The sequence below is a fragment of the Dolichospermum sp. UHCC 0259 genome, assembly GCF_009711935.1.
Classification (GTDB): domain Bacteria; phylum Cyanobacteriota; class Cyanobacteriia; order Cyanobacteriales; family Nostocaceae; genus Dolichospermum.
In genome coordinates this window covers 34,082-57,290 of record NZ_VIKX01000171.1, presented here as the reverse complement: position 1 = coordinate 57,290, position 23,209 = coordinate 34,082, and the positions used below count along the sequence as shown (strand labels likewise).

Sequence of the window (23,209 nt, the reverse complement as noted above, 5' to 3'; positions counted from 1 at the left end):
TCCTATCCCTGTTACTTCCTAATTCCTTTTTAGTGGGGGAGTGTGAACAGTTACTCTTCAGCACTTAAAAACCGAGCGAGAATAACTGTGGTAACAAGCCGAAATACCCTGATTACTAATTCCGAAGCCCCCATCCAGCCAATGTTACGCACAAAGCGGTCTTTTTTAAAGGAGGATAAAGTTTGCATGATATTTTTCATGTCATTTCCTCCAGCAATTTATCCCAATTAGATAGGTAATTTTCCCAAGCATTTATGGCGGAGGTTTTTCCCTGTTCTCCTATTACTATTAATTTGTCTGCTGGTAAATTCACTAATTCTTGAATGGCTTTAGCTAAGGCGACAGAATTTCCGGGAGGAACAAGTAGCCCAAAGTTTTGAATTTGTTCACTTAAACCATCTACCGCTGAAGCAATAATTGGTTTACCAGCAGCCCTAGCTTCTAAACAAACATTGCCCCAAGGTTCCCAGCGGGAAGGAATAACCACAGCATCGCATTGACTTAAGAAAGCCGGCACATCATCAATGCGTCCGACAAATTCAATATTGGGACAGTTACCAGCTAATTCTTTGAATTTGGCTTCATCTGGTCCCCCACCACCAATTTGTAATTTAATTCTGGAATTGGGAATTTGTTTAACAGCATCAATGAGAATATCAAAACCTTTTTGGGAAGAAAACCGCCCATAAGCACCTAATACAAATGGTTGATCTGGGGATTGATTTATTGATTTAATGGGAACATTTAGAAAATCAGAAATGATGCGAGAGGAGGGAATGAGAGTCAGTTTATCAGCAGATGCTAATTTATTTTTTAAGATCCAATTTTGCTGTCCTTGGGAAACTGTAATTACGCGATCGCACATTCCATAAGCCAGCTTTAACATTCCATGAAATCGAGTCACCGCAGGAACATTAAAATCTTCAAAACCTGCACAATAATGATGTTCGTTAATAATTAATTTACCTTTACGTCGAAGTTTCCACAGTGGAAATAATCCCCGCCATGAGGAAGCAGCATGAACAATCATCACATCAGGACTTTGTTGGGGAATGACAGTAGATGCCGTTGATAAAGTGGCTGTGATAAATTCAAATTTTTCTGATAAATAAGAGCTTTCTAAACTGTTTAAAGTGGCTTTAATTCCTCCAGTCCAGCCCATACCCTGACCGCCGATGAGATGGCAAATTTTTGGTTTTATCATGGTAGTATACGGCTATAACACTTTTGAAAATCCTGTTTTACCTGTTGACGAATTGCTTCATGATCAAAGGTAGCCATAGAGGTAGTAATGATTTCCTCTCCATGAATATCTGGATCAAATTCTTCCAAGCTACAACCAGGAATTTGTAACCGTTTGGTGATATCTTTACCTTTATTTGAATAGTACAAATTGAAAGGAACTCGACCACTAGCCAAGGCTAAAACAGATGTATGATATCTAATCGCCACAATCAGACGAGAAATAGCCAATGCACCCATGACTAATTCCCATTTGGCCAAGTTACTATTAACGACAAAGGGATTAAATATCTTTATTTGCGGTACTTCTTGGCGAATTTCTTCTGCCATTGCTAAGTCATTATCAGCACCGTAAGCTTGAGACTGAATTAGCAATACAGGTTGATATCCCTGTTGACAAAATTTGCGACTCAAAGCTACTAATTGCTTTTGAAATTTTTGATTATCATGCTTATACATGGAATCAAATGTCCGCAGAGAAATTAAAGCCGCTGATTCTGGTGTAATTGCTAATGTGTGTAATATCTCTTTGGCTTTTTCCTTTGCTGCCTCACTAACTGATAAAGCAAAAGCCGCATCAAAAGATAAAATTGCGGGGATACCAGATGCCGTTAACCGTTGATGGCTTTCCGTATCTCTGACGCAAACAGCAGCGAGTTTACGTAAGTAAAAGGCTAAAGCTTGAAAACTTAAACCATGACAGGAACGGGGAATAGATTGACCGAACAAAAAAGTATGTCGAGGATCTCTTCCTAATTGTAATAAATTGCCAATGAAAGCTTTGGTAATTAAACTTTCACGGGCATTATTAAAAATATCACCACCGACACTAATATAGCCATTGCAGCGACCAATCTGCGGCAAAATCTGCAAACCAGGAATATATTCCGGTTGTGAATCTGAAAATTGCGCCACAACCTTAGACCCAGAAGCTAAAGCAGTTAAGGAACTATAGATAGCTGCGTCACCAATATTAAGAGTTGAATAAGTGTTTACCAGACCAATAGTGAGTTCCATCGGAAATTCTCATAGTTAATTAAGTGGCGGATACCCTGGCATTTCCTTATGTAGTAAATATCCACAACTTTTCTAAAAAACTTGTATTATTTTTATATACTTAATTTGTATCTCTTGTCAAATAAATTTTGTATAAATTTTATGTATTTTTTTGTCACTTACTTATCAGTAAATCTCGATAATTACCGCCGTTACTATCAGTGAGTTAAGTTTGAAGTTAAGTAATATCACTCATTGCTACTACCTGATTAGTTAGTTAGATTAGTAAAAAAGATTTTCTATTACCAAGGCTATACTGTAACAATATAAGTGATTGGGGCATAATTTTTCCTGGCTGTAGTTTTTACTAAATTTAGAAAATATTACAGATTGTTAACTTTGTCTACTTAAGTATTTTGTCGGACTTTCATGCTAAAAAAATTAATTTTTAATACAATTTTTGCCATATTAACCTTAGCGACACCTAGTTTTGCTTTACCGCTATCTCCAGGCGATCGCGTGAAGATCAGTATCCCCGAAGGTGCGGAATTTAGTGGGATTTTTGAAGTCAATTTAGAAGGCAATTTAGAAATTCCCTATTTAAACTCTTTACCGGTTGTTGGTTTAGAACCAGAGCAAGTTGAAGAAAATCTCACCACAGCTTTGGTAGATGGAGCTTTTTTTAAACGCTCTTTTCTGCAAGTAAGTTTGAAAGTTGTCCAATGGGGTCCTGTAGAGGTGTTCGTCAGCGGGGCAACCTTTTTACCAGGAAGAGTATTTATCAATGAACCTTCCCCAGCCGAAAAAACACAACCGCCGATGCTGGTAGCTGGACAATATCCTCTCAACCGTTATTTAGCAACAGCTATCCGTGATGCTGGTGGGGTTAAGCCTACTGCTGATATTAGAAATATTCAATTGGTCCGCGACGGAGAAACCCGAACCATTGACCTATCCGGGATGTTGACAGGTGAACCATTTACAGATGTTGCCTTAATTGCTGGCGATCGCATCATTGTTCCCGATGCGGGTAAAATAGACAACGGACTCATGCGTTCTTCCCCAATTACCCCTGGTGGAGTGAAAGTATTTCTTTCCAATCTCACCGTACCAGCTACAGGTAACGGTGTTTCTGCTATTGGGAAGGATTCTAGTTCATTGACCTATGGTTCTCGTCTTTCTCATGCAGTGGCGGCTGCCAACTGTGCCGGGGGAACAAGGGGAACAAATGCCGAACGACAAGCAATATTAGTAACTACTGAACAATTAACTGGTAAAACTACTTACTTGAAGCGTCAAGTTAACGATATTCTGACAAATTCTACCAATGATCTCAACAACCCTTTTCTCCAATCTAATGATATTGTTGTCTGCTATGACTCAAAGGTTGTGGAATTTCGGGATGTTATCCAAAGTATCATATCCCCTATCATATCTCCTATTAACTTTTTGCGAGATTTGTTCAAATGACACAGCAACCCTTAGTTTTTAAGATGGTAAATCTGGGGAGTTTGCTCAAAGGTCGGTGGCTACGATATCTCATCCTCAGTGCTTTAGGCAATACTTTTATTTGGGGTTCATCACTCCAATATTTGAAAGTGACAAAACCTACTTATACTAGCGAGTGGGGTCTAATTTTAAGTAGTGGTAGTTTAGGGGTGAGCGTCAACTTGCCAGGAATTGGTCAAGCTTCTTCCTCCAGTGGCTCGGCTTTAGGCAGTTCTACCTATGATCCGCGAGAGAATTTTTCATATATTTTTAGTAGCGAACCAGTTTTAAAAGATGCCGCAGCGATCGCTAAAATTCCAGTGGATAAATTTGGCAAACCGCGCATTAAACTGTTAAACAATACAACCATCATGCAGTTTGAAGTCACCGGCAAAAGTCCCAAAGAAGCACAGGATAAATCCTTAGCTCTTTATCAAGCGATTATCAGCAAAGTTAACCGCTTACGCGCCAGTGAAATTAGTCAACGCGGTAAACCTTCCCAGCTAATTCTCCTTTCCAGCCAGCGAAAACTAGAACAGGCACAAAAACGCCTTTCTGACTATAAAATGCGTTCTGGTCTCAACTTTCCCGATCAAGTAGGCAATTTATCCACCAATATTGAGCAATTACGCCGATTACGAGCCGAAACCCATGCCCAGGAAGAACAGGCTGATAAACGAATACGGCAGTTAGCCCAGGATTTAGCACTTTCTCCTTCCGAAGCAGCAACAGCTTTTCTACTTCATGTAGATCAAATCTTTCAACAAAACCTCAAAGACCATAGTGAAGCCACAACAACCTTAGAAGTTTTAATGACCAAGTATGATGTGAATCATCCCCAAGTAATTAAAGAAAGCAACCGCCAAGAAGTTGCTTGGAGTGCCTTACTCCAGCGAAGTGAATACCTAGCAGGTAAACCTCTAAATCCATCCACACTCAATCGTTTAGCCCTGGCTGTAAACGGATCGGCACGGGATACATTATTCCAGAGTTTGGTATCCTTCCAGTCAGATTTGCAGGGACTCAAAGCCCAAGTTAAAGGATTAGATATAGCGATCGCAAAATTAGAAAATCGTCTCGATAATCTCTCTAAAAAACAATCAATCCTCGAAAACTTAAAGCGAGATCAACAAATTGCCGAAGCGACTTTTGCCTCTACCCTCACCAAATTAGATTTAGGACAAGGAGACGTATTTTCCACCTATCCTTTAATTCAAATGGCGATGGAGCCTAGTTTACCAGATGAACCTACTACTCCCAAGAAGAACTTTGTTCTTGTTGGGGCTGCGGCTGGTTCTCTGTTTTCCACCCTTGGTCTTTCTTTGTTGTGGATTCGTAAACCCTGGATAGACAAACTATCTAAATGGATTTCATGAAGGAAACAACTTTAAATTTTTTGAATAGTGCTTGCTTGAATATGTATTCTTGTGGAGTATTAGCGATCGCCCTACATAAACCCCGAACTTGATTGCAATAATTCGTACTCATAAAGTAGAATTCAGAGAAGTATTTGTAACTGTTCACACTCCCCCCTATCTTTAACGAGAGATCAAGGGTTTCGATAATTTTAGAGGACGGGAGTGAATAACTACAAGTATTTTAGTTTGAAGTGTAAAACGATGGAACCTATTTCTCTGATTTTGACGGCGTTAATTGCGGGGGCGACTGCGGCGACGAAGGATACGGCTAGTGAGGCGGTTAAGGATGCCTACAAGGGTTTGAAGGCTTTAATTAAGAAGAAATTTGCAGAACAGGGCAAGGACGATCCGTCAACGATCATTGAAAAGTTCGAGAAGAAGCCTGAAGTAACCAAACCACTTTTGGAAGATGAGTTAAAAGAAGCAGGTTTGGAGAAAGATGAGGAGATTTTGAAAGCGGCGGAGGCTGTGATGACCAAAAAAGACCCTGAAGGTGCTTCTACTGGCAAGTATGACCTACGAGGAGCTAAGGCTGTCCAAATTGGCAACTACGGCACGCAAAACAATATTATTAATTAATAATTTTGTAATGGAGTGTTTTTTGTCATGGAAGAGCTAACTGGTAATCACAATAATATAGACCTAAAGCATGGTAAGGGTATTCAGGTTGGTGATGGCAATAAACAAACCAATATATTTTATGGGGATGATCCTGATGAGGAGAAAGTTGCCCCAACTATTGATGCAAATTCTCCTTATTTGGGTTTAGCTTCATTTACGGCTGAAACTTCTAAGAATTTTTATGGTAGAAAAAAACTTGTTGATAATTTATTACAAGATTTAGAGAAAGATAATCTCATTTTTCTCTTAGGTGCTTCGGGGAGTGGCAAGTCTTCTTTGGTTAAGGCGGGGATGATTCCGAAACTTATTCAAAGCAATATCAATAAGCCTTTTGTTGAACTTAGCTTTGTTCCTAGTGATGATCCATTTGATAACTTTTTTGATGAATTAAAAATATCGCTGCCTAAGAAATTAAGTTTATACAGCAAATCAGAAATTAAGTCAGTTTTTCAAGATTCTGATAATCCTAAAGTGAATTTACCTAGCATTATTGAGCAAATAAGACTGGGTAAAAATGATTCTTGGCTAATTTTTATTGATCAATTTGAAGAAATTTTAACTACTACTTCAAAGGAGGAAGGTTTATTATTTATTCAGTTCCTCAATAATTTGATCAGTAGTCTTAGGAAGTCTCAAGATAATTCGATTAAGTTGATTTTGGCTATGAGAACTGATTTTTTAGATCAGTTTATGAATGCGTTTCCTGATTTTGTAGTGACGATACAAAGTGATGGGAATAAGCCTTTTAGTTATATTACGCCGATGACAGATCGGGAGTTGAAGTTAGTCATTAAAAATCCTGCTGCTACTCATGGAATCAATGTCGAGCAGGATTTGATTGAAGAAATGATTGATGATTTTCGTGGGGAGTCTCGATCTTTGCCTCTGTTGCAATATACTTTGAATTTGTTGTGGGAAAAGGATGATCTAACGGATAGATTGCTGAATCAGGAAACCTATGAAGATATCGGCAAGGTTGGGGGCGCGTTGCAACAACAAGCAGAAAAAATTTATCGGCATTTTGAATCTCAAAGACTAGAAAAAGCGGTTGAGCAAATTTTTGTTAGATTAATCACGATTACGGCGGATGGGAAGAGAGTTAGTAAACGGGAAAATAAGTCTAGATTTAGTGGTGATTTGGGAAAGATTGTTGATGAATTGGTTAAAGAACACCGTTTATTAATTAGTGGTCGTCAACTGGATACGGTAGAAATTGCCCATGAGGCTTTGATTCGTTCATGGAAAAGATTGCGGGGCTGGATTACTAAACATGAAAAAGAGATTATTTTAGAAAGGCAATTAGTTGAGTCGGCGCAAATTTGGTGGGAAGTTAAATCTGATGAGAAAAGAGCTATTAGTGAACTTTGGACGGGTGCTAAATTAGGGCGAATTTTAAAGCTAATAAAAGAACAATCTTTGTCTAATTTAGGCGCTGTAGTGAATAGATTTATTCGAGCTAGTGTGGATCATTATCAGCAACTCCAGAAAGCTGAAACAGAAAGACGACAAAGGGAAGTTGACTCAGATTTGGGTTTAGCTAATTCTCTTGGGCGTTATTCTTCTGTGCTATTTGATACTCATAAAGAGTTGGAGGCTTTTATTGAGGCGATTAAGGCGGGGCGAATTTTACAGAAACACAAGGCGATCGATGGGAAAGTAATCAATGCCTTAGATAAATTGCTTGTTAAAGGAAGCGAATATAATCGCTTGGAAGGGCATACAAATTCTGTCAATAGCGTCAGTTTTAGCTCTGATGGCAAGACCTTGGCGAGTGGTAGTTCTGACGAGACGATCAAACTCTGGAATGTGGAGACAGGAGACAAAATTCGCACCCTCTCTGGGCATACAAGTTCTGTCCATAGCGTCAGTTTTAGCGCTGATGGCAAGACCTTGGCGAGTGGTAGTGGTGACTATACGATCAAACTCTGGAATGTGGAGACAGGAGACGAAATTCGCACCCTCTCTGGGCATACAAGTTCTGTCTATAGCGTCAGTTTTAGCGCTAATGGCAAAACCTTGGCGAGTGGTAGTTATGACGAGACGATCAAACTCTGGAATGTGGAGACAGGAGACGAAATTCGCACCCTCTCTGGGCATACAAGTTCTGTCTATAGCGTCAGTTTTAGCGCTAATGGCAAAACCTTGGCGAGTGGTAGTTATGACGAGACGATCAAACTCTGGAATGTGGAGACAGGAGACGAAATTCGCACCCTCTCTGGGCATAGAGGTGATGTCAAGAGCGTTAGTTTTAGCGCTGATGGCAAGACCTTGGCGAGTGGTAGTTATGACAATAGGATCAAACTCTGGAATGTAGATTTAGATTCGTTAATGGCGCGTAGTTGCGATTTGGTTCGCAATTATTTAACCCACAATCCCAACGTCAGCGAGAGCGACAGACACCTCTGCGATGGCATCGGCGGTAAACAATAATTCTCCCTCCTTTTTTAATTGGGGACTGGGGGAAATCAATTCCCAGTAAGGTTTCAGCAACTTCTGCATAATGAATAGAAACTCATCATCCAACAACAACAGCGATTTTCATAACCCGCGATCGCTTGCCCTTCAATTAAAACGTTATCCTAATAGCGATCGCCCAAAAATCGCGATTCACAGTAATTGCGATCGCCAATAGCGTAGCCTTGTTCTTTGTCATAATAATATAAGGATCCGAAAAATTCAAAAAAGTTTTGCTGCAAAAAATGTTTGTGTAAACCGTTAAATAGTACCAAAACTAACTAAAGAGTGATTTCCCCATGATCGCAGTTAAAGAAAACTTTACCCCAGAAGAATACTTTGCTTGGGAAGAAAAGCAACTAGAAAAACACGAACTGATTAACGGTCAAGTTTACGCCATGAGCGGCGGCAGCGTTAATCATAGCCGCATTGCAATTCGACTTGCGACTATGGTTGATACCCATTTAGACGCTAGTAACTGCATAACAGGTAACTCAGACCTGAAAGTTAAAATTGTTGGCACAAATAACTACACCTACCCAGATGTCAGCGTCACCTGCGACGATCGTGACAAAAACACCCCAAATTATTTCACCTATCCCTGCCTCATCGTTGAAGTTCTTTCGCCTAGCACTGAAACCTACGATCGCAGTGGCAAATTTAGACTGTACCGCAAAAATCCAGTTTTACAGGATTATTTATTAGTGAGTTCCACCAGCATCGAAATGGATTTGTATCACAAAAACGAAGCAGGTGATTGGTTAATTATTAACTATCAAGCAGGTGACATTGTAGAACTCAAAAGCATTAATTTAAACTTTCCCATTGAGCAAATCTATCGCAACCTCGATCTCACACCAGAGACCGATTAAAAACTATCGCTTCTAGCGATCGCCTACAGCAAACCTTTTGCAAGATAGACAAATTGCCGAAGCCACTTTTGCCTCTACCCTCACCAAATTAGATTTAGGACAAGGAGACGTATTTTCCACCTATCCTTTAATTCAAATGGCACTAGAACCAACTTTAGCCAAAGAACCCACCGCTCCCAAAAAGAACTTTATCCTCGCAGGTGCGGCTGTTGGTTCAGTCCTTTCCACCCTTGGTCTTGGTTTGATGTGGATTCGTAAACCCTGGATAGACAAGCTATCTAAGTGGCTTTCGTGAACAGGTAATAGGTAATAGAAAATAAAGATGTACTAATTTTTTCAAACATCAAATAGGAGTCCTATCTATGATTCTTTTTTCTTCTTTCTTTCCTCCTGACTCCTGACTCCTGACTCCTAACTCCTCAAAATAATGTTAAAACAGACCAACGAAGATGATATCAAGCCAGAAAATATACCAGAAAAAGTTGTCTGGTGGGCGATCGCTAACACTTATTCTATCTGGGTTTTTGGGGGGCTATACGTTGTCGGCGCTCTCTTGGGTTGGATACTACTACTGTTTTTACTAATCAAAATCCTAGCGCAAACTGAAGACACCCCAGAAGACGAAAAAATCACCATCTCCTTATCTTTGTGGGTTTGGATTGCAGGAATGCTGATGATGCAAGTGGCATTGATAGCCGGACATCTCGACTACAATTTACCAACAGGTCTAATCATTAAATCCTCCATTGGCTGGGCTAAAGGTTGGGCTGCATTGGCTCTGTATCCCTTAGCAGGATGTTTAAAAATCCGCCCCCAGATAATTTATCGAGCAGTTTGTATTGTGGGTCTTCATACCCTATTGATTATCCCTTTTTTACTGTTAGCACCCTCTTTGCACCTACCCCAAGTTCTCTATGTCTCACCACTCAAAGCCGTAGGAGGACCAGGTAATGAATTTTTTGATGTGCCTCTCTATGAAATTGATGGCAGCACAGGTGACTTGCGTTGGCGGCTATTTACCCCTTGGGGTCCAGCATTAGGTTTTGTGGGGAATGTTAACTTTATGCTGGCCTTACAAGAAAAAAATAAAAAATGGCGCAGGTTAGGACTAGCAGGATCAGTTGTCATGTGTTTTGTTTGTAAATCCCGTATGGCTCAGGTTTGCATTGTTATTATCCCTTTACTAACAAATGTCTTATCTAGTTTGACTCGACCACGAATGCTCATCGGAATGGGGTTTTTTAATTTCCTTGCTGGTATTTTTGCCCCATCAATCATTGTGGCCTTTAATAATTTTTGGGAAGGTTTCAAGGCAGCAAGAGCCGGATCTACACGAGTACGCATGGCGTTAAAAGAAATTGCTGTCTATCGTTGGAAAACTGAAGCTCCAATTTGGGGACATGGTGTAGTTGAAGAAGGACCACACATTGTTGAGTATATGCCCATTGGTTCACATCATAGCTGGGCGGGTTTATTATTTGTTAAGGGTATTGTTGGGTTTATGGCTTTAGCTATTCCCTTGGGGTTCAGTTTTTTTGATTTGTTAATTAAGTCAACGGACAGTAGAAGACCAACCGCTCAAGTTGGTTTGAGTATTGTGATGATTCTTTTTCTCTATACCTTTGGTGAAAATTTAGAAATATTAGTTTATTTATATTGGCATGGATTATTGGTTATGGGTATTGGTTTCCAAGAAAAACCAAAGTCTCAACCACTTGTTACAATAACCTAAAGTTGGGGACTGGGGACTGGGGACTGGGGACTGGGGACTGGGGACTGGGGACTGGGGACTGGGAGCAGGGGACAGAAAAAACTTTCTAGACTATTCTTAGTTTCTTCTTCCTCCTGACTCCTGACTCCTGACTCCTGACTCCTGACTCCAAGCCCTATATATTAACCTTCAACAATGATTTGACCAACCATGCCAGCACCACGATGAGGTTCACAATAGAATGTGTATGCACCAGGAGCAGCATCAACAGGAATAACTGTGGTTTCGGTTTGTCCGGGACTCATTAATAACTTCTTGTGGGACAAAGATTTTGCTAAAGCAGCATCCTTATTGGGATTCTTCTTAGCATCAAAGACAACGTTGTGGGGGGGAACTTTGTTATTCTTCCAAACGATTGTATCACCGGCTTTAACAGTCAATTTCTTGGGTTCAAAGGCTAACATACCTTTATCACTGCCCAATTTAACTGTATATGTTTCAGCAGATGCAGTAGGAGTGAATACCGCAAAGCTGCCAAAAATTACAATAACTGTTAATACAGCTAGGCTCAAGCGTCGCAAAGTTGCTGCGATAGATTTCATGGTTCTGTCCTGTGGAAATATGTTTATTGTTCTCATCTCATTTTAAATACAATCAATGCCAAATATGACAACCCGTCATATATTTATTTTTGTTAACCACTATCGGCAGCTAGATTTCTAAAATCCTATTGCCACCCAATTTCTGATACAATCGGAAATCCGACTCCTTTAACATAGATTGATGTATGAGCAAGGGTACACTATTTGACAAAGTTTGGGAATTACACACCGTTGGTACATTGCCATCAGGATTAACGCAACTATTTATTGGACTACATCTTATTCATGAAGTTACCAGTCCCCAAGCCTTTGCTATGCTCAAGGAGCGGGATTTAAAAGTATTATTTCCACAACGGACAATAGCCACAGTTGATCATATCGTTCCCACAGAAAACCAAGCTCGTCCCTTTGTGGATAGCATGGCCGAAGAAATGATTCAGGCATTAGAAAAGAGTTGTCAAGAAAATGACATAACTTTTTACAATATTGGTTCAGGAAATCAAGGCATAGTTCATGTTATTGCCCCTGAATTGGGACTAACACAACCGGGTATGACGATCGCTTGTGGAGATAGCCATACATCGAGTCATGGTGCATTTGGAGCGATCGCCTTTGGTATCGGTACAAGCCAAGTGAGAGACGTTCTCGCCTCCCAAACCCTATCATTATCAAAACTCAAAGTCCGCAAAATCGAAGTTAACGGCAACTTAAAACCCGGAGTTTACGCCAAAGACGTAATTTTGCATATCATCCGCACCCTCGGCGTAAAAGGTGGCGTAGGCTACGCTTACGAATTTGCCGGCACAACCTTTACCCAAATGAACATGGAAGAACGGATGACCGTTTGTAACATGGCGATCGAAGGTGGAGCGCGATGTGGATACGTCAACCCCGATCAAATCACCTACGATTATCTGCAAAATAGAGACTTCGCCCCCAAAGGTGCAGACTGGGAAAAAGCCATTGCTTGGTGGGAATCTCTCAGCAGTAATGCTGATGCCGAATATGATGATATTGTAGTCTTTAATGCCGAAGATATTCCCCCCACAGTCACCTGGGGAATTACACCCGGTCAAGGAATTGGCGTAGATGAAAAAGTCCCCACAGCCGCCGAACTCCTAGAAGAAGACCGCTTCATCGCCGAAGAAGCCTATCGCTACATGGACTTATATCCTGGTCAACCCATCCAAGGCACAAAAATAGATGTCTGCTTCATTGGTAGCTGCACCAACGGACGTATCAGCGACCTCAGAGAAGCCGCCAAAATTGCCCAGGGTCGCCAAGTTGCCAAAGGTATAAAAGCCTTCGTAGTTCCCGGTTCAGAAAGAGTCAAAAAAGAAGCCGAAGCCGAAGGACTAGATAAAATCTTCCAAGCAGCTGGCTTTGAATGGAGAGAACCAGGCTGTTCCATGTGTTTAGCCATGAACCCCGACAAACTTCAAGGCAGACAAATCAGCGCCTCCTCTTCCAACCGTAACTTTAAAGGTAGACAAGGATCATCCTCCGGTCGCACCTTACTAATGAGTCCCGCAATGGTAGCCACAGCCGCCATCAAAGGCGAAATCGCCGACGTGCGCGAATTGCTGTAACCCCACCCCCAACCCCTCCTCGCTTGCGGGGAGGGGAGTGAAAAATCTCTCTTAAACTCTTCTCTTCTTTCTTCGTGTTCTTCGTGCCTTCGTGGTTTATTAATTATGGTAAGTGAAGTAAAACAAATATCCGGTAACGCCGTTCCCCTCATCGGTAACGACATAGACACCGATCGCATTATTCCTGCCCGCTACTTAAAAGCCATCACCTTTGACGACTTAGGAGAAGGCGTATTTGTGGACGACAGAAAAGCCTTAAACGGTGAACATCCATTTGATCTAACCCAATATCAAGGTGCAAAAATTCTCATAGTTAACCGCAACTTTGGCTGTGGTTCATCACGGGAACACGCACCCCAAGCATTGGCAAAATGGGGAATTAAAGCCCTAATTGGTGAAAGCTTCGCGGAAATCTTTTTTGGTAACTGCGTAGCAATGGGAATACCATGTGTAACTGCTGAATCAGAAGTAGTTAAACAACTGCAAGAATTAGTTACTACCAATCCTCAAGCAGTTACAACCATAGATTTGGAAAAATTGCAAGTGCAAATTGGAGATTTTACTGCCTCAGTTGTGATTGGTGAAGGAACAAGAAGCGCCTTTATTGCGGGAACTTGGGACGCTTGCGGACAGTTAGTAGCAAATGCCCAACAGGTAAAAGCAACAGCAGCAAAACTACCTTATATTGCTTGGGGTAATTTAGCCGCAAGTTAGTATATATAGAGGCGTTCTCTGTAACGTCTCTAAAATTATGGGATTAATTATTATATGAATACAATTAATTATTGGTTAATGAAGTCAGAACCAGCAGTTTATAGTATTACTGACTTACAACAACAAGGCGAGACAATTTGGGACGGTATCCGTAATTATCAAGCCCGGAATTTTTTGAGAGAAATGCGAATAGGAGATTTAGCATTTTTTTATCATTCTAATGCTGAACCTCCGGGTATTTTTGGTTTAATGCGGATAGTTGAAACAGGTATTGCTGATCCAACACAATTTGATATAAATAGTAAATATTATGATGCTAAATCAACTCTTGAATCTCCCCGTTGGCAAACTGTAAAAGTGGAATTTGTCGAAGTTTTTCATCATCCTCTTTCACTATCAACACTCAAAGCTAAGTTTAATGATGATGAATTATTAGTAGTGAAAAAAGGCAATCGTTTATCAGTAACTCCGGTAATAGAACCAGTCGCCAGTAAGATTTTAGAAATGGGCAGGTAGGGGCGGGGAAACCCCGCCCTCTGTTGGGTTTCTAAAAATATTCTCTATCCAATTAATTATAGGGAGTGGAATTTATGACTGAACAAGGTAATGATAATTCTTGGAAAAAAAAGGTTACAGGGGCTTTTAATCAAGCTACCGATAAATTAACTCAAATTTTACCAGTCGAACAAGTTACACAAACTGTAGAACAATGGTTTAGCGTTAGTGATACTCAAGTTGCGGAAATTCTTGAATCCATTCGCGCTGAATTACCAACGACAGAAGCCTTACTTTTAGGAAAACCCCAAGCAGGTAAAAGTTCAATTGTTAGGGGTTTAACTGGGGTGTCTGCGGAGATTATTGGTCAAGGTTTTCGTCCCCATACCCAAAATACTCAACGTTACGCATATCCTTCCCAGGATTTACCATTGCTGATTTTTACAGATACGGTAGGTTTGGGAGATGTCAGTCAAGATACTGAAACAATTATTCAGGAATTAATCGGTGATTTACAACAGGAAACAACTAAGGCTAGAGTTTTGATTATTACTGTTAAAATTAACGATTTTGCCACTGATACTCTGCGACAAATTGCCCAGAAATTACGGCAGCAATATCCTAATATTCCCTGTTTATTGGTGGTAACTTGCTTACATGAAGTTTATCCGCCAGAAATTGCCAATCATCCTAATTATCCTCCAGATTATCTAGACTTAAATCGGGCATTTATAGCTATCAAAGAAAACTTTTTAGGTTTATATAATCGGGCAATTTTAATTGATTTCACTTTAGAAGAGGATGATTATTTCCCGGTATTTTACGGTTTAGAAGCACTGCGAGATAATTTAGTTGAACTTCTTCCAGAAGCAGAATCGAAGGCAATTTATCAATTATTAGATCAACAAGCTGGCGAAAAATTAGGTACTATTTATCGAGATGCTGGCAGACGCTACATTTTGCCTTTTTCAATTATGGCTGCAACTCTGGCGGCAGTTCCTTTACCTTTTGCTACCATGCCTGTTTTAACGGCATTACAAGTATCAATGGTGGGATTGTTGGGTAAATTATATGGACAGACTGTAACACCATCTCAAGCTGGGGGCATTGTTAGCACTATAGCAGGTGGTTTTATTGCCCAGGCAGTGTCACGGGAATTAATTAAATTTATCCCCGGTTTTGGTAGTGCGATCGCAGCTTCTTGGGCAGGTGCTTATACTTGGGCTTTAGGTGAGGCTGCTTGTGTATATTTTGGTGATTTAATGGGTGGGAAAAAACCTGATCCTCAAAAAATTCAAACAGTCATGGAACCCATTTTCCGCAACCTAACTATCACACATCAAGAAAAAAGCTGACAGGGTGTTTAATGCTGATTTTAAAGTGACTCCTGACTCCTTCTTTCATCCCTAAGCCTTAGCTTGACATTTTGTACATAGTCCAAAAAATTCTAGAGTGTGATAAAACACTTTAAATTGATGACTGGTTTGTAATTGGTTTTCGAGTTCATGGACAGGACATTGATGAATAGGGATAGAAAAACCACATTGTAGGCAAGTTAGATGATGCTTGTCCTGCTGTATTAGGCTATAAAGGGCTTCACCATTTGCCAAAGTTCGCACTTGCACTAAGCCTTCTAATTTGAGAGCATCCAAGGAACGATAAACTGTTGCTAAACCCATGCTTTGGTTGAGATTACGTAGTTCTATGTAAATTTCTTGGGCGGAAATGCCTTGTTTAAGATTTTGTAACAGGTTTAAAATCCGTTCTTGACTACGGGTATGTATGGCTCTCATAAATGTTTGTTAAATTTGTATCTATGGTAGGGTAAATTCATGAATTACTTCTACTCCTGATTATATTTTCACTCAGTTAGACCATAAAAGTTATAGGATAGCGATCGCAGCATTCAGCAAAAAGCCTGTGCAAATAAAATATTTAGCTAAAATTTTCGTGACTCTGAGAACATCAGTTTTAGATCCTGCTGGTGTGGCTGTACAATCTGGCCTCAAACAAATGGGATACGACAACGTGGAACAGGTGAGAATTGGTAAGTACATTGAGTTAACCATTACCGCACCTGATGAGATGAAAGCGCGTCGAGACTTAAATCAAATCTGTGACCAAATGTTATCTAATCCGGTCATCGAAAATTATCGCTTTGACTTGATTGAGGTAGAATCACAAACTGGCGTATTTTGAAACTGCTAATTGGTAATTGGTAATTGGTAATCGGTAATTGTGAAAATTCTTACCTTTTGCCTATTCCCTGACAAAGAACAACTGACAACTGACAACTGACAAACAATGAAATTCGGTATTTTAGTTTTTCCAGGTTCTAATTGCGATCGCGACGTTGCCTATGTGACTAGAGATTTGCTAGGACAATCAACGCGGATGATTTGGCATCAAGAGACGGATATTAGTGATATAGATGTGATCATTGTCCCCGGTGGCTTTAGTTATGGGGATTATTTGCGTTGTGGTGCGATCGCTCGCTTTTCTCCTGTGATGCAACAAGTTATCAACCATGCACGGCAAGGTAAATTTGTCATCGGTATTTGTAACGGATTTCAGGTATTAACTGAAGCTGGTTTATTACCTGGGGCATTGGCGAGAAATCAGGATTTGCACTTTATATGCGATCGCTCTCCCTTGAAAGTTGAGCGTAATAATTTACCTTGGACTCAAGGTTATGCGGAAGGGGAAGTTATCACTTTACCCATTGCACACGGAGAGGGGCGATTTTACAGTAACGAAACCACTTTAGCAGAAATCGAAGCTAACGGACAAGTTTTATTTCGTTATCAAGAAAATCCCAACGGTTCACTCAACAACATTGCGGGGATTTGTAATCTTCAAGGCAATGTTTTGGGCATGATGCCACATCCAGAAAGAGCAGCAGATAAGGCGTTAGGTAATAGCGATGGTTTGCGGTTGTTTCAGGGGTTGTTGGGGAAGGTAGCGGCTTTAGTCTAAACAGATCCCCGACTTTTTGGAAAAGTCGGGGATCTAATAGTTTATTTTTTTATTTACAAAATCTTGACTTGTCAAGTCGCAAGGCATTATTATTTATAATAAGTAATTTTAGAGACAAGTATTAAGGGTGCAAATGAACAAAATAGCAATAAATCCAGACTTAGCTAATGTAGATTATACTGATTTGTTAACTAAAATCTTACAGGTTTTAAAAGAAAAGCAAATATTTACCATTTCTAAAGATAATCAACGGGTATTTATTAATATTAATGAGCTAGTTAATGAAGTCATCAAATTAAATCCAGAAAACCCTTTAGGGAACGAAAGATTACTTGGTGCTGCTACCCTAAATTTTAGTGCTAACTCTCAAGATTCTTTCGACAAAAAAATTAAAGAAATTGTAGCTTATATTCAGCAACATTTAACAACAGCGATTCAAAACAATCCAGGTAATGAATCAATAGATAGATTTCAGTTTATTAATCATCTACTTACCGACTTACAAACATTTCAAACCACCAAAAAACCATCTAAATTAGACTTGAGTTATGATTTTCCTCCATCTTCCCAACTAGAAAAGCAAAGATTAACACTGAAAAAAGACGAAAACAGGAAACAGAAACAACTTCTAAAAGCACATAAAGTAACAATTTCCGTAGATAAACCTCGTGATTTTTACGCTGCATTAGTAACAGGAATTAATAATTTTATAGATATAAACTTTTCTGATTCTAGCGATAGACAAGAATTAGCATATATTTTAGAAAATCTCAAAGAAAATACCAACTCTGATATTTATAAATTACAAAACCTAGTCAACCAAGAAACACTAGGTAAACTCAAAAAACTATCACAAATTAAATATTTAGAATTTTTATTAGAAAATTTAGATGAAAAAGCCAGTCATAAAAACTTTAGAGCTAAAATATATTTAGAAGATCTAATTAGAAGATTGAAACTATTAGAAGATTATATTAACGATACCAACAAAGCAGATGGAGAATATCAAGTTAGCTATGAGGGAATATCAGTTAATTATCAAACCATGTTTTCTCGGAGTGAAGCTTATGATAAATTACCGATTATTCCCATCGTTGAAGGTTATTTAGGAGAAAACGAAGATCCAAAGCGCGAAAAAATAGAATTTACCTTTGGGTTAAAGTTAAAATTTGATGGAAAAGTACAAACAGATGGAGGTAAAAACGTTTTTGAACGCAATCTCAATCTTTTGAACCCAGATAGTGACGAACATAAAAAAGAAATTGCAGATGATTCCAGAAGATTCACTTTTGTAAATAAAGTTCTTAAAATCGCATTTCTCTATTATTTCATATTTGCATCACGTCAAGATCCAGACGCAGCAAACTATAACCCAAAAGCAGAATTAGATTATGATCCAGTTGAGAAATTTGCAACTGTATTATCAATATTAAAAGGTAATAATGATGCAGCTAAGAAGCAAATATTCAGAAAATTGGTGGAAGGTTTCGAGAAATTTAAAGTTCAGCAAAAAATAGACACACTCAAAGAAGTTTTAGTAAACTTAATCAAAAGAGAAACACCATTTTCTACCACACATTATCCTGTACATATTTCCGTAAAACAGAGTATTTTAGAAGATGACATTGACGTAATTACTACAAGAGATACATTCTTTAAAGAAAAGTTGCGAGAAAATTTTAAAGATTGCTTAAAATATATTAACTTAGGAAATCCCAGCACACAGACAAACTTACTTGTCAGTCTTTCCGCAAACATTACTATTAGCGAAATTCATTTTTTAGAGACTGAAGATCGAGAAACCTTCAGTATGGAATATGATATTCCTCAAAATATTAATATGTTACCAGTAGTATTTCTCCCTTATGAAAATGAAATCTGCAAAAAATTTTACACCGCAAACTTACAACATCGGAACTTGTTAATTTTTCCCCATCGTTTAGAAACTCCCAAACTAGAAAAGCATCAAGAATTTATTTACAAAATTGCATATAGTTTACTTGCTTATCTTTGTCTTCACGTCATCTTGGAAAAACAAATAAAACCATTTATTCCCTTATTAAGGATACACCTCAAAGAAAAAACCGATGAAACCGCAACTATTGAAAAGTTTATGGTTTCCTTTACCAAGGTATTGTCTCATATATTTAAGGAGGAGTCTCTGAGTAATGAACAGGGGATAGTGATTACTAATCCTGATAAGGTAAAATATAAAATTCCTAATGTTCTCAGTTCTTTGTATTCAGTTGTTCCCAAAAAATTTACATTACATAGTCATGAAAAGTTTAAATTTGAAACCTTGGATAAACTTGCAATTATCGTAGTTTCCAGTCGAGAAAGTGATGCTAAAAAAGGAGTAACCACGAAAAAATCTAACCTCATGGGAGAAATTATTACCTTACAAATGGAAGCGCAAAGCGTAAGATTTCAACTTTTCAAAACCTTCTCCCAAAACTTTGAAGATCATCAAAAAATGTATGAATATCCTACAGTTGTGGTTGATAATGTAGATAAACTTTATCAAAAAGGGTACAAACACTTTATTTATATAGCGAAAGTTCCCTACAGCAGCACATTACATATTACCCAATCTGAAAAAAACGCAGAATTATTTTTCATGTCGGAAAACGTGATTAAAGCATTAAAAAAAGAAAGACATGATATCAAAATTTATCCCATGTTTTTTGATAAATACTACGCTGTCAAACTTTCCGGTAAAAAGTCAACATCATTATATATTCAGGATACCCTAGAAGTAACTAACTTAGCAGAGGACAAAAATAAACAATCTGTGATTTTTTTCAACCTTTTTAATGGATTTTCACTTCCTGGAGATAGTAAATATAATGGAGTTATGTCTTATGCGACATTATTAAATATTTACGATGAAACAATTTTAGATGATAAAGATATTCGAGAAGGATTAATATATGATAACAGTCAATTAAAAAATGAAATTTTGCAATGTTTAACCTTATTTCATTTTTCCCGCTATGAAAAATCGAGAGATGTTCAATTAAAGTTAGATCCATATCAAAATTTAATTGGAGATGAATCAGTTAGTCAAGCTGCGATATTTCAACATGGTAGAATTACAGTAAATTTTAATTCTCTCGCGTTTTTAACTCACATCAAAGGTATATTATCAGAGAAAACAAACAATCAAACTTCGTAGGTTGGGTTAAGCGACAGCGCAACCCAACTTTTGATCAACATTAAATCATGTTGGGTAACATCCGTCAACCCAACCTACAGAGGAAAAAAGATGACAGCAAAAATAGCAGATGATTTAGGAAGATTATTTGAAGTAGGTTTCAATATTGGAATCTTATCTTATATTCATAAAAATAATCTTAAAAATCGCTTTGGTAATTTATATCGTCATGAACTGGAAAATATCAAATTTGCAAAAATCAAAAAACGCATAGTTGATAAAGTCATTAGTAAGTTAGAACGAGAAATAGCTGAAACTTGGTGTCAATTTTTTCTTCAAAAAGGGTTTTTATCTGGTTTAAATTTCTTTCGAGAATATCTCAAATCTTTGGGATGTGATGAAATACCAAAATTTCGACATTTAGAAATTTTATATTATCAATGTCGGTTTAATGGTGATAATAGTATTGGTACTCATGAGATAAATGAAAAACAATGGTTTAAAGATGTGCTTTCGCAGTTGGAGAATTTAGAAATTACTTCTCAAGATATTGATATATATAAAGGTAGAGGTGATTTTCTTAACGCTGATAGTTTAATATTGCTGAAATATAGAAATAACTACCGGGTTTTATGTCTCGATTTATCCGTGTTTTCTATTCACACTGACGAAGACATCCAAAATATTGACTATGTGGAAATTATTCGCCGCTTGTTACTGCGAGATGTCAGCTATATTCGTTCTAAAAGCGTATTTTCCAGCTTGCGTATTGATACCGAATCTTTAGGCTTAGATTTTTCCCCAAGTTTAAAGGAATATTTTACAGCTTTTAAAGCTAAGGATAAGGAAAGTGCGAAATTAATTCAAGCTGGTAGTTATATTTATAGTTTCTGTCAGTTTCTAGAAAAAACGACAATTATCCCCAATATATCAAAGTTGGTATGTAATGCTGTCGGATATAGCGATCGCTCATTTAACACCATCTCTATTCAAGCAGATAATCTAGACATTCTGCAAACTTGTTATCAAATCTATAAACATCATAATCGAGAAGAAGAAATTACCAACGCACGTTATCGAGTTTTACAACAAATTAAACGTAACGCATCCAAAAGTTTTGAGAGAGGAGAAGAATTTGTTAAATCGCTGTTAGAAATAACTCCCGATACCATCAATATATTACCGCGTCACACAGAAACAATCACGGATTTTTTCAACTCTGTCGCCACAGTACCACCAGAATTAATTTCTAGTTTAGGTTTAACCGGAAATCCCAATTTTCGACAAGCACATAATCAACTAATTAAAAAATATCTTCTTTCTGAACATACTTACATCTTCTTAACTGGAAATCCTGGAATTGGAAAAACTACCGCTATTGTTGATTTTCTCAAAAACTATCAAGATGAAGGGTTTCTTTTATTTTACGTCAGTCCCCGCAAACAAGTCAATCTTGACATCATTGAAAAATTTAAATCTCAAGAAACGGGGAAATTAGTTGATGACAGAATTTTTGCTATCAATACTCACAGTAATTTGATTCAAGATAATCGTGGTAAACTATCAGTTGCATATACATCTAATCAACATAAAAATGATTTTCGTTTAGGGGATGTTCACTTTCTCAACAGTGAAACCGTAGAAAGAAAATCACGACGTAAAGATAGATTCAAACATATTACCGATGATACATTTCAAGATATTGGACAAAAAACCAAAGGAGTTCTGAATAGTATTTGTGAAGCTTTATATAATCTGATTAGTTCTGAACAATATAACCAAATTATTGCTACTACTTCTACACAGTCATTAAAGAAAACAGACTATGGTGATACTCTCAATCATCTCGAAAAAATCTTTTGTGACGCATACAGCACCCCTGAAAATAAAGTATTTCCTGAAAAAATGCGAAATATCTCTCATCGCATTAAACATCTATTGATCATGATAGATGAAATTACTGGAGATGAAGGAGGAGTAGAATTTTTAGATGGGATTCAAAAAATAGTGAAGCGTTATCAGTTAGCAAATCCAGAAAATGGTTTCAATACCAAAATCGTCGTTGCTGATGCTTCCATTGTTGATAAAAATGTCATTCGTCAACACTTAGAAGATACTACCCCCGAACCAAATAAAGTTTACTTTCGCACAGCAGCAGCAAATATTCAACCTTTATCTGTAGAATCTTTCACATTTAATAATTTACCAGCAATCATTATTAATACTAACACCTATCCAGCCAGAAGTTTAACTATTAATTATCAGATTATAATTGAATCTTGTCGGGTTACAGATAAAATAAAATTAATAGATGAATCCGATCTAAAGAAAATATCTCAAGAGGAAATTTTCAAAGAAATTCAAATTCTCTTGCAAAAATCCGATGTTGAACAATTTATAGTTTACATCCAAGATAAATCCAAGTTATCAGAATTTATTGATAAAATTAAATCTGAGTTAGGGAAAGACAACTTTACAAAATATATCCATTACCTAGAAATACACGCAAACATCTCTGAATATGAAAAACAAGAAATAAAAAAATATCAAGAAAGCGCCAAAGTTGTTTTTATGACAGCTTCAGGAAGTCGCGGTTTATCATTTCCCAAAGCTAGACATATATTAGTCGAAATCCCCAAATTTGAAATTGAGAAAAACCTGATGGAAATCATTCAGGTGATTTATCGAGGACGGGGAAATGATATCATAGATAATCAGGATAAATATTTAACTTTCTATTTAGCTGAACGTTCTCTTTATTATCAAGATAACCCAGAAATAAGTAGGTAAACATAATAAAACCAATATATGTTTAGTTTTGTGAAACCCGTAAAACAACCTATTTGTAAGGCATTCATTGAATTTACATTTCGTCAC

21 protein-coding genes are annotated in these 23,209 nt (G+C 37.9%); 16 read left to right on the top strand and 5 right to left on the bottom strand.

Features of this window, described 5'->3' with window-relative positions; genetic code table 11:
• Positions 1-50 precede the first annotated feature (50 nt).
• The 3 genes from FJR05_RS13660 to FJR05_RS13650 are packed head-to-tail and all read right to left on the bottom strand — an operon-like array spanning position 51 to position 2,259.
• On the bottom strand, positions 51-200 hold the full coding sequence (locus FJR05_RS13660) for a hypothetical protein (protein WP_254446936.1): 150 nt from the start codon (positions 198-200) through the stop codon (positions 51-53).
• Complete coding sequence (locus tag FJR05_RS13655; RefSeq protein WP_174783699.1) at positions 197-1,204, bottom strand: glycosyltransferase family 4 protein; 1,008 nt, start codon at positions 1,202-1,204, stop codon at positions 197-199. The genes FJR05_RS13660 and FJR05_RS13655 overlap by 4 nt, the downstream gene beginning before the upstream one ends.
• Positions 1,201-2,259 (bottom strand): polysaccharide pyruvyl transferase family protein, encoded by a 1,059-nt coding sequence (locus FJR05_RS13650; protein WP_168644613.1) that lies wholly within the window; start codon positions 2,257-2,259, stop codon positions 1,201-1,203. The genes FJR05_RS13655 and FJR05_RS13650 overlap by 4 nt, the downstream gene beginning before the upstream one ends.
• Before the next feature lie 408 nt (positions 2,260-2,667).
• Here FJR05_RS13650 and FJR05_RS13645 point away from each other — a divergent pair, with 408 nt between their 5' ends.
• From FJR05_RS13645 to FJR05_RS13615, 8 genes are all read left to right on the top strand, one after another.
• Complete coding sequence (locus FJR05_RS13645) at positions 2,668-3,708, top strand: polysaccharide biosynthesis/export family protein (protein ID WP_168644612.1); 1,041 nt, start codon at positions 2,668-2,670, stop codon at positions 3,706-3,708.
• Positions 3,705-5,102, top strand: coding sequence for a hypothetical protein (locus FJR05_RS13640; protein ID WP_168644611.1), 1,398 nt, complete (start codon positions 3,705-3,707; stop codon positions 5,100-5,102). Before FJR05_RS13645 ends, FJR05_RS13640 begins: the two co-directional genes overlap by 4 nt.
• A gap of 243 nt (positions 5,103-5,345) precedes the next feature.
• Complete coding sequence (locus FJR05_RS13635) at positions 5,346-5,723, top strand: hypothetical protein (RefSeq protein ID WP_168644610.1); 378 nt, start codon at positions 5,346-5,348, stop codon at positions 5,721-5,723.
• A gap of 27 nt (positions 5,724-5,750) precedes the next feature.
• Positions 5,751-8,195, top strand: coding sequence for a hypothetical protein (locus FJR05_RS26980; RefSeq protein ID WP_217385590.1), 2,445 nt, complete (start codon positions 5,751-5,753; stop codon positions 8,193-8,195).
• Between the two features lie 70 nt (positions 8,196-8,265).
• On the top strand, positions 8,266-8,397 hold the full coding sequence (locus FJR05_RS27655) for a hypothetical protein (protein ID WP_256376193.1): 132 nt from the start codon (positions 8,266-8,268) through the stop codon (positions 8,395-8,397).
• A 121-nt stretch (positions 8,398-8,518) separates the two neighbouring features.
• A complete protein-coding gene (locus FJR05_RS13625; protein ID WP_168644609.1) occupies positions 8,519-9,091 on the top strand; it encodes a Uma2 family endonuclease in 573 nt (190 codons plus the stop codon).
• A gap of 37 nt (positions 9,092-9,128) precedes the next feature.
• Entirely contained in the window at positions 9,129-9,386 is a 258-nt protein-coding gene (locus FJR05_RS13620; protein WP_254446935.1) for a hypothetical protein, read from the top strand.
• A gap of 132 nt (positions 9,387-9,518) precedes the next feature.
• Positions 9,519-10,823 (top strand): O-antigen ligase domain-containing protein, encoded by a 1,305-nt coding sequence (locus FJR05_RS13615; RefSeq protein ID WP_168644608.1) that lies wholly within the window; start codon positions 9,519-9,521, stop codon positions 10,821-10,823.
• A gap of 161 nt (positions 10,824-10,984) precedes the next feature.
• On the opposite strand, the gene petE is transcribed toward FJR05_RS13615, so the two are convergent.
• Positions 10,985-11,404, bottom strand: coding sequence for a plastocyanin (gene petE, locus FJR05_RS13610; protein WP_168644607.1), 420 nt, complete (start codon positions 11,402-11,404; stop codon positions 10,985-10,987).
• 185 nt (positions 11,405-11,589) lie between these two features.
• Here petE and leuC point away from each other — a divergent pair, with 185 nt between their 5' ends.
• From leuC to FJR05_RS13590, 4 genes are all read left to right on the top strand, one after another.
• A complete protein-coding gene (gene leuC, locus FJR05_RS13605) occupies positions 11,590-12,993 on the top strand; it encodes a 3-isopropylmalate dehydratase large subunit (protein ID WP_168644606.1) in 1,404 nt (467 codons plus the stop codon).
• Between the two features lie 105 nt (positions 12,994-13,098).
• Entirely contained in the window at positions 13,099-13,707 is a 609-nt protein-coding gene (gene leuD / locus FJR05_RS13600) for a 3-isopropylmalate dehydratase small subunit (RefSeq protein ID WP_168644605.1), read from the top strand.
• A gap of 54 nt (positions 13,708-13,761) precedes the next feature.
• Positions 13,762-14,223: an EVE domain-containing protein gene (locus FJR05_RS13595; protein WP_174783698.1), complete on the top strand. Its 462-nt coding sequence runs from the start codon at positions 13,762-13,764 to the stop codon at positions 14,221-14,223.
• 74 nt (positions 14,224-14,297) lie between these two features.
• On the top strand, positions 14,298-15,557 hold the full coding sequence (locus FJR05_RS13590) for a GTPase family protein (RefSeq protein ID WP_168644604.1): 1,260 nt from the start codon (positions 14,298-14,300) through the stop codon (positions 15,555-15,557).
• A 51-nt stretch (positions 15,558-15,608) separates the two neighbouring features.
• Here FJR05_RS13590 and FJR05_RS13585 read toward each other — a convergent pair whose 3' ends face one another.
• Positions 15,609-15,995, bottom strand: a complete 387-nt coding sequence (locus FJR05_RS13585; RefSeq protein ID WP_168644603.1) for a Fur family transcriptional regulator — start codon at positions 15,993-15,995, stop codon at positions 15,609-15,611.
• Between the two features lie 127 nt (positions 15,996-16,122).
• On the opposite strand from FJR05_RS13585, the gene purS reads away from it, so the two are divergent.
• From purS to FJR05_RS13565, 4 genes are all read left to right on the top strand, one after another.
• Entirely contained in the window at positions 16,123-16,401 is a 279-nt protein-coding gene (gene purS / locus FJR05_RS13580) for a phosphoribosylformylglycinamidine synthase subunit PurS (RefSeq protein WP_027401955.1), read from the top strand.
• A gap of 105 nt (positions 16,402-16,506) precedes the next feature.
• Positions 16,507-17,178, top strand: a complete 672-nt coding sequence (gene purQ, locus FJR05_RS13575; protein WP_168644602.1) for a phosphoribosylformylglycinamidine synthase subunit PurQ — start codon at positions 16,507-16,509, stop codon at positions 17,176-17,178.
• A gap of 133 nt (positions 17,179-17,311) precedes the next feature.
• Positions 17,312-20,353, top strand: a complete 3,042-nt coding sequence (locus FJR05_RS13570; protein WP_168644601.1) for a hypothetical protein — start codon at positions 17,312-17,314, stop codon at positions 20,351-20,353.
• Positions 20,354-20,443: 90 nt separating this feature from the next.
• Positions 20,444-23,122 (top strand): helicase-related protein, encoded by a 2,679-nt coding sequence (locus tag FJR05_RS13565; RefSeq protein ID WP_254446934.1) that lies wholly within the window; start codon positions 20,444-20,446, stop codon positions 23,120-23,122.
• The last annotated feature ends 87 nt before the right edge of the window (positions 23,123-23,209 follow it).

What these genes read in the sequence shown, in the direction of transcription:
- FJR05_RS13590 (WP_168644604.1), top strand. Translation starts at nt 14,298, where the DNA reads ATGACTGAACAAGGTAATGATAATTCTTGGAAAAAAAAGGTTACAGGG.
- FJR05_RS26980 (WP_217385590.1), top strand. Translation starts at nt 5,751, where the DNA reads ATGGAAGAGCTAACTGGTAATCACAATAATATAGACCTAAAGCATGGT.
- leuC (WP_168644606.1), top strand. Translation starts at nt 11,590, where the DNA reads ATGAGCAAGGGTACACTATTTGACAAAGTTTGGGAATTACACACCGTT.
- FJR05_RS13640 (WP_168644611.1), top strand. Translation starts at nt 3,705, where the DNA reads ATGACACAGCAACCCTTAGTTTTTAAGATGGTAAATCTGGGGAGTTTG.
- FJR05_RS13635 (WP_168644610.1), top strand. Translation starts at nt 5,346, where the DNA reads ATGGAACCTATTTCTCTGATTTTGACGGCGTTAATTGCGGGGGCGACT.
- FJR05_RS13570 (WP_168644601.1), top strand. Translation starts at nt 17,312, where the DNA reads ATGAACAAAATAGCAATAAATCCAGACTTAGCTAATGTAGATTATACT.
- FJR05_RS13565 (WP_254446934.1), top strand. Translation starts at nt 20,444, where the DNA reads ATGACAGCAAAAATAGCAGATGATTTAGGAAGATTATTTGAAGTAGGT.
- FJR05_RS13615 (WP_168644608.1), top strand. Translation starts at nt 9,519, where the DNA reads ATGTTAAAACAGACCAACGAAGATGATATCAAGCCAGAAAATATACCA.
- FJR05_RS13625 (WP_168644609.1), top strand. Translation starts at nt 8,519, where the DNA reads ATGATCGCAGTTAAAGAAAACTTTACCCCAGAAGAATACTTTGCTTGG.
- petE (WP_168644607.1), bottom strand. Translation starts at nt 11,404, where the DNA reads ATGAAATCTATCGCAGCAACTTTGCGACGCTTGAGCCTAGCTGTATTA.
- FJR05_RS27655 (WP_256376193.1), top strand. Translation starts at nt 8,266, where the DNA reads ATGAATAGAAACTCATCATCCAACAACAACAGCGATTTTCATAACCCG.
- leuD (WP_168644605.1), top strand. Translation starts at nt 13,099, where the DNA reads ATGGTAAGTGAAGTAAAACAAATATCCGGTAACGCCGTTCCCCTCATC.
- FJR05_RS13660 (WP_254446936.1), bottom strand. Translation starts at nt 200, where the DNA reads ATGAAAAATATCATGCAAACTTTATCCTCCTTTAAAAAAGACCGCTTT.
- FJR05_RS13585 (WP_168644603.1), bottom strand. Translation starts at nt 15,995, where the DNA reads ATGAGAGCCATACATACCCGTAGTCAAGAACGGATTTTAAACCTGTTA.
- purQ (WP_168644602.1), top strand. Translation starts at nt 16,507, where the DNA reads ATGAAATTCGGTATTTTAGTTTTTCCAGGTTCTAATTGCGATCGCGAC.
- FJR05_RS13655 (WP_174783699.1), bottom strand. Translation starts at nt 1,204, where the DNA reads ATGATAAAACCAAAAATTTGCCATCTCATCGGCGGTCAGGGTATGGGC.
- FJR05_RS13650 (WP_168644613.1), bottom strand. Translation starts at nt 2,259, where the DNA reads ATGGAACTCACTATTGGTCTGGTAAACACTTATTCAACTCTTAATATT.
- FJR05_RS13645 (WP_168644612.1), top strand. Translation starts at nt 2,668, where the DNA reads ATGCTAAAAAAATTAATTTTTAATACAATTTTTGCCATATTAACCTTA.
- FJR05_RS13595 (WP_174783698.1), top strand. Translation starts at nt 13,762, where the DNA reads ATGAATACAATTAATTATTGGTTAATGAAGTCAGAACCAGCAGTTTAT.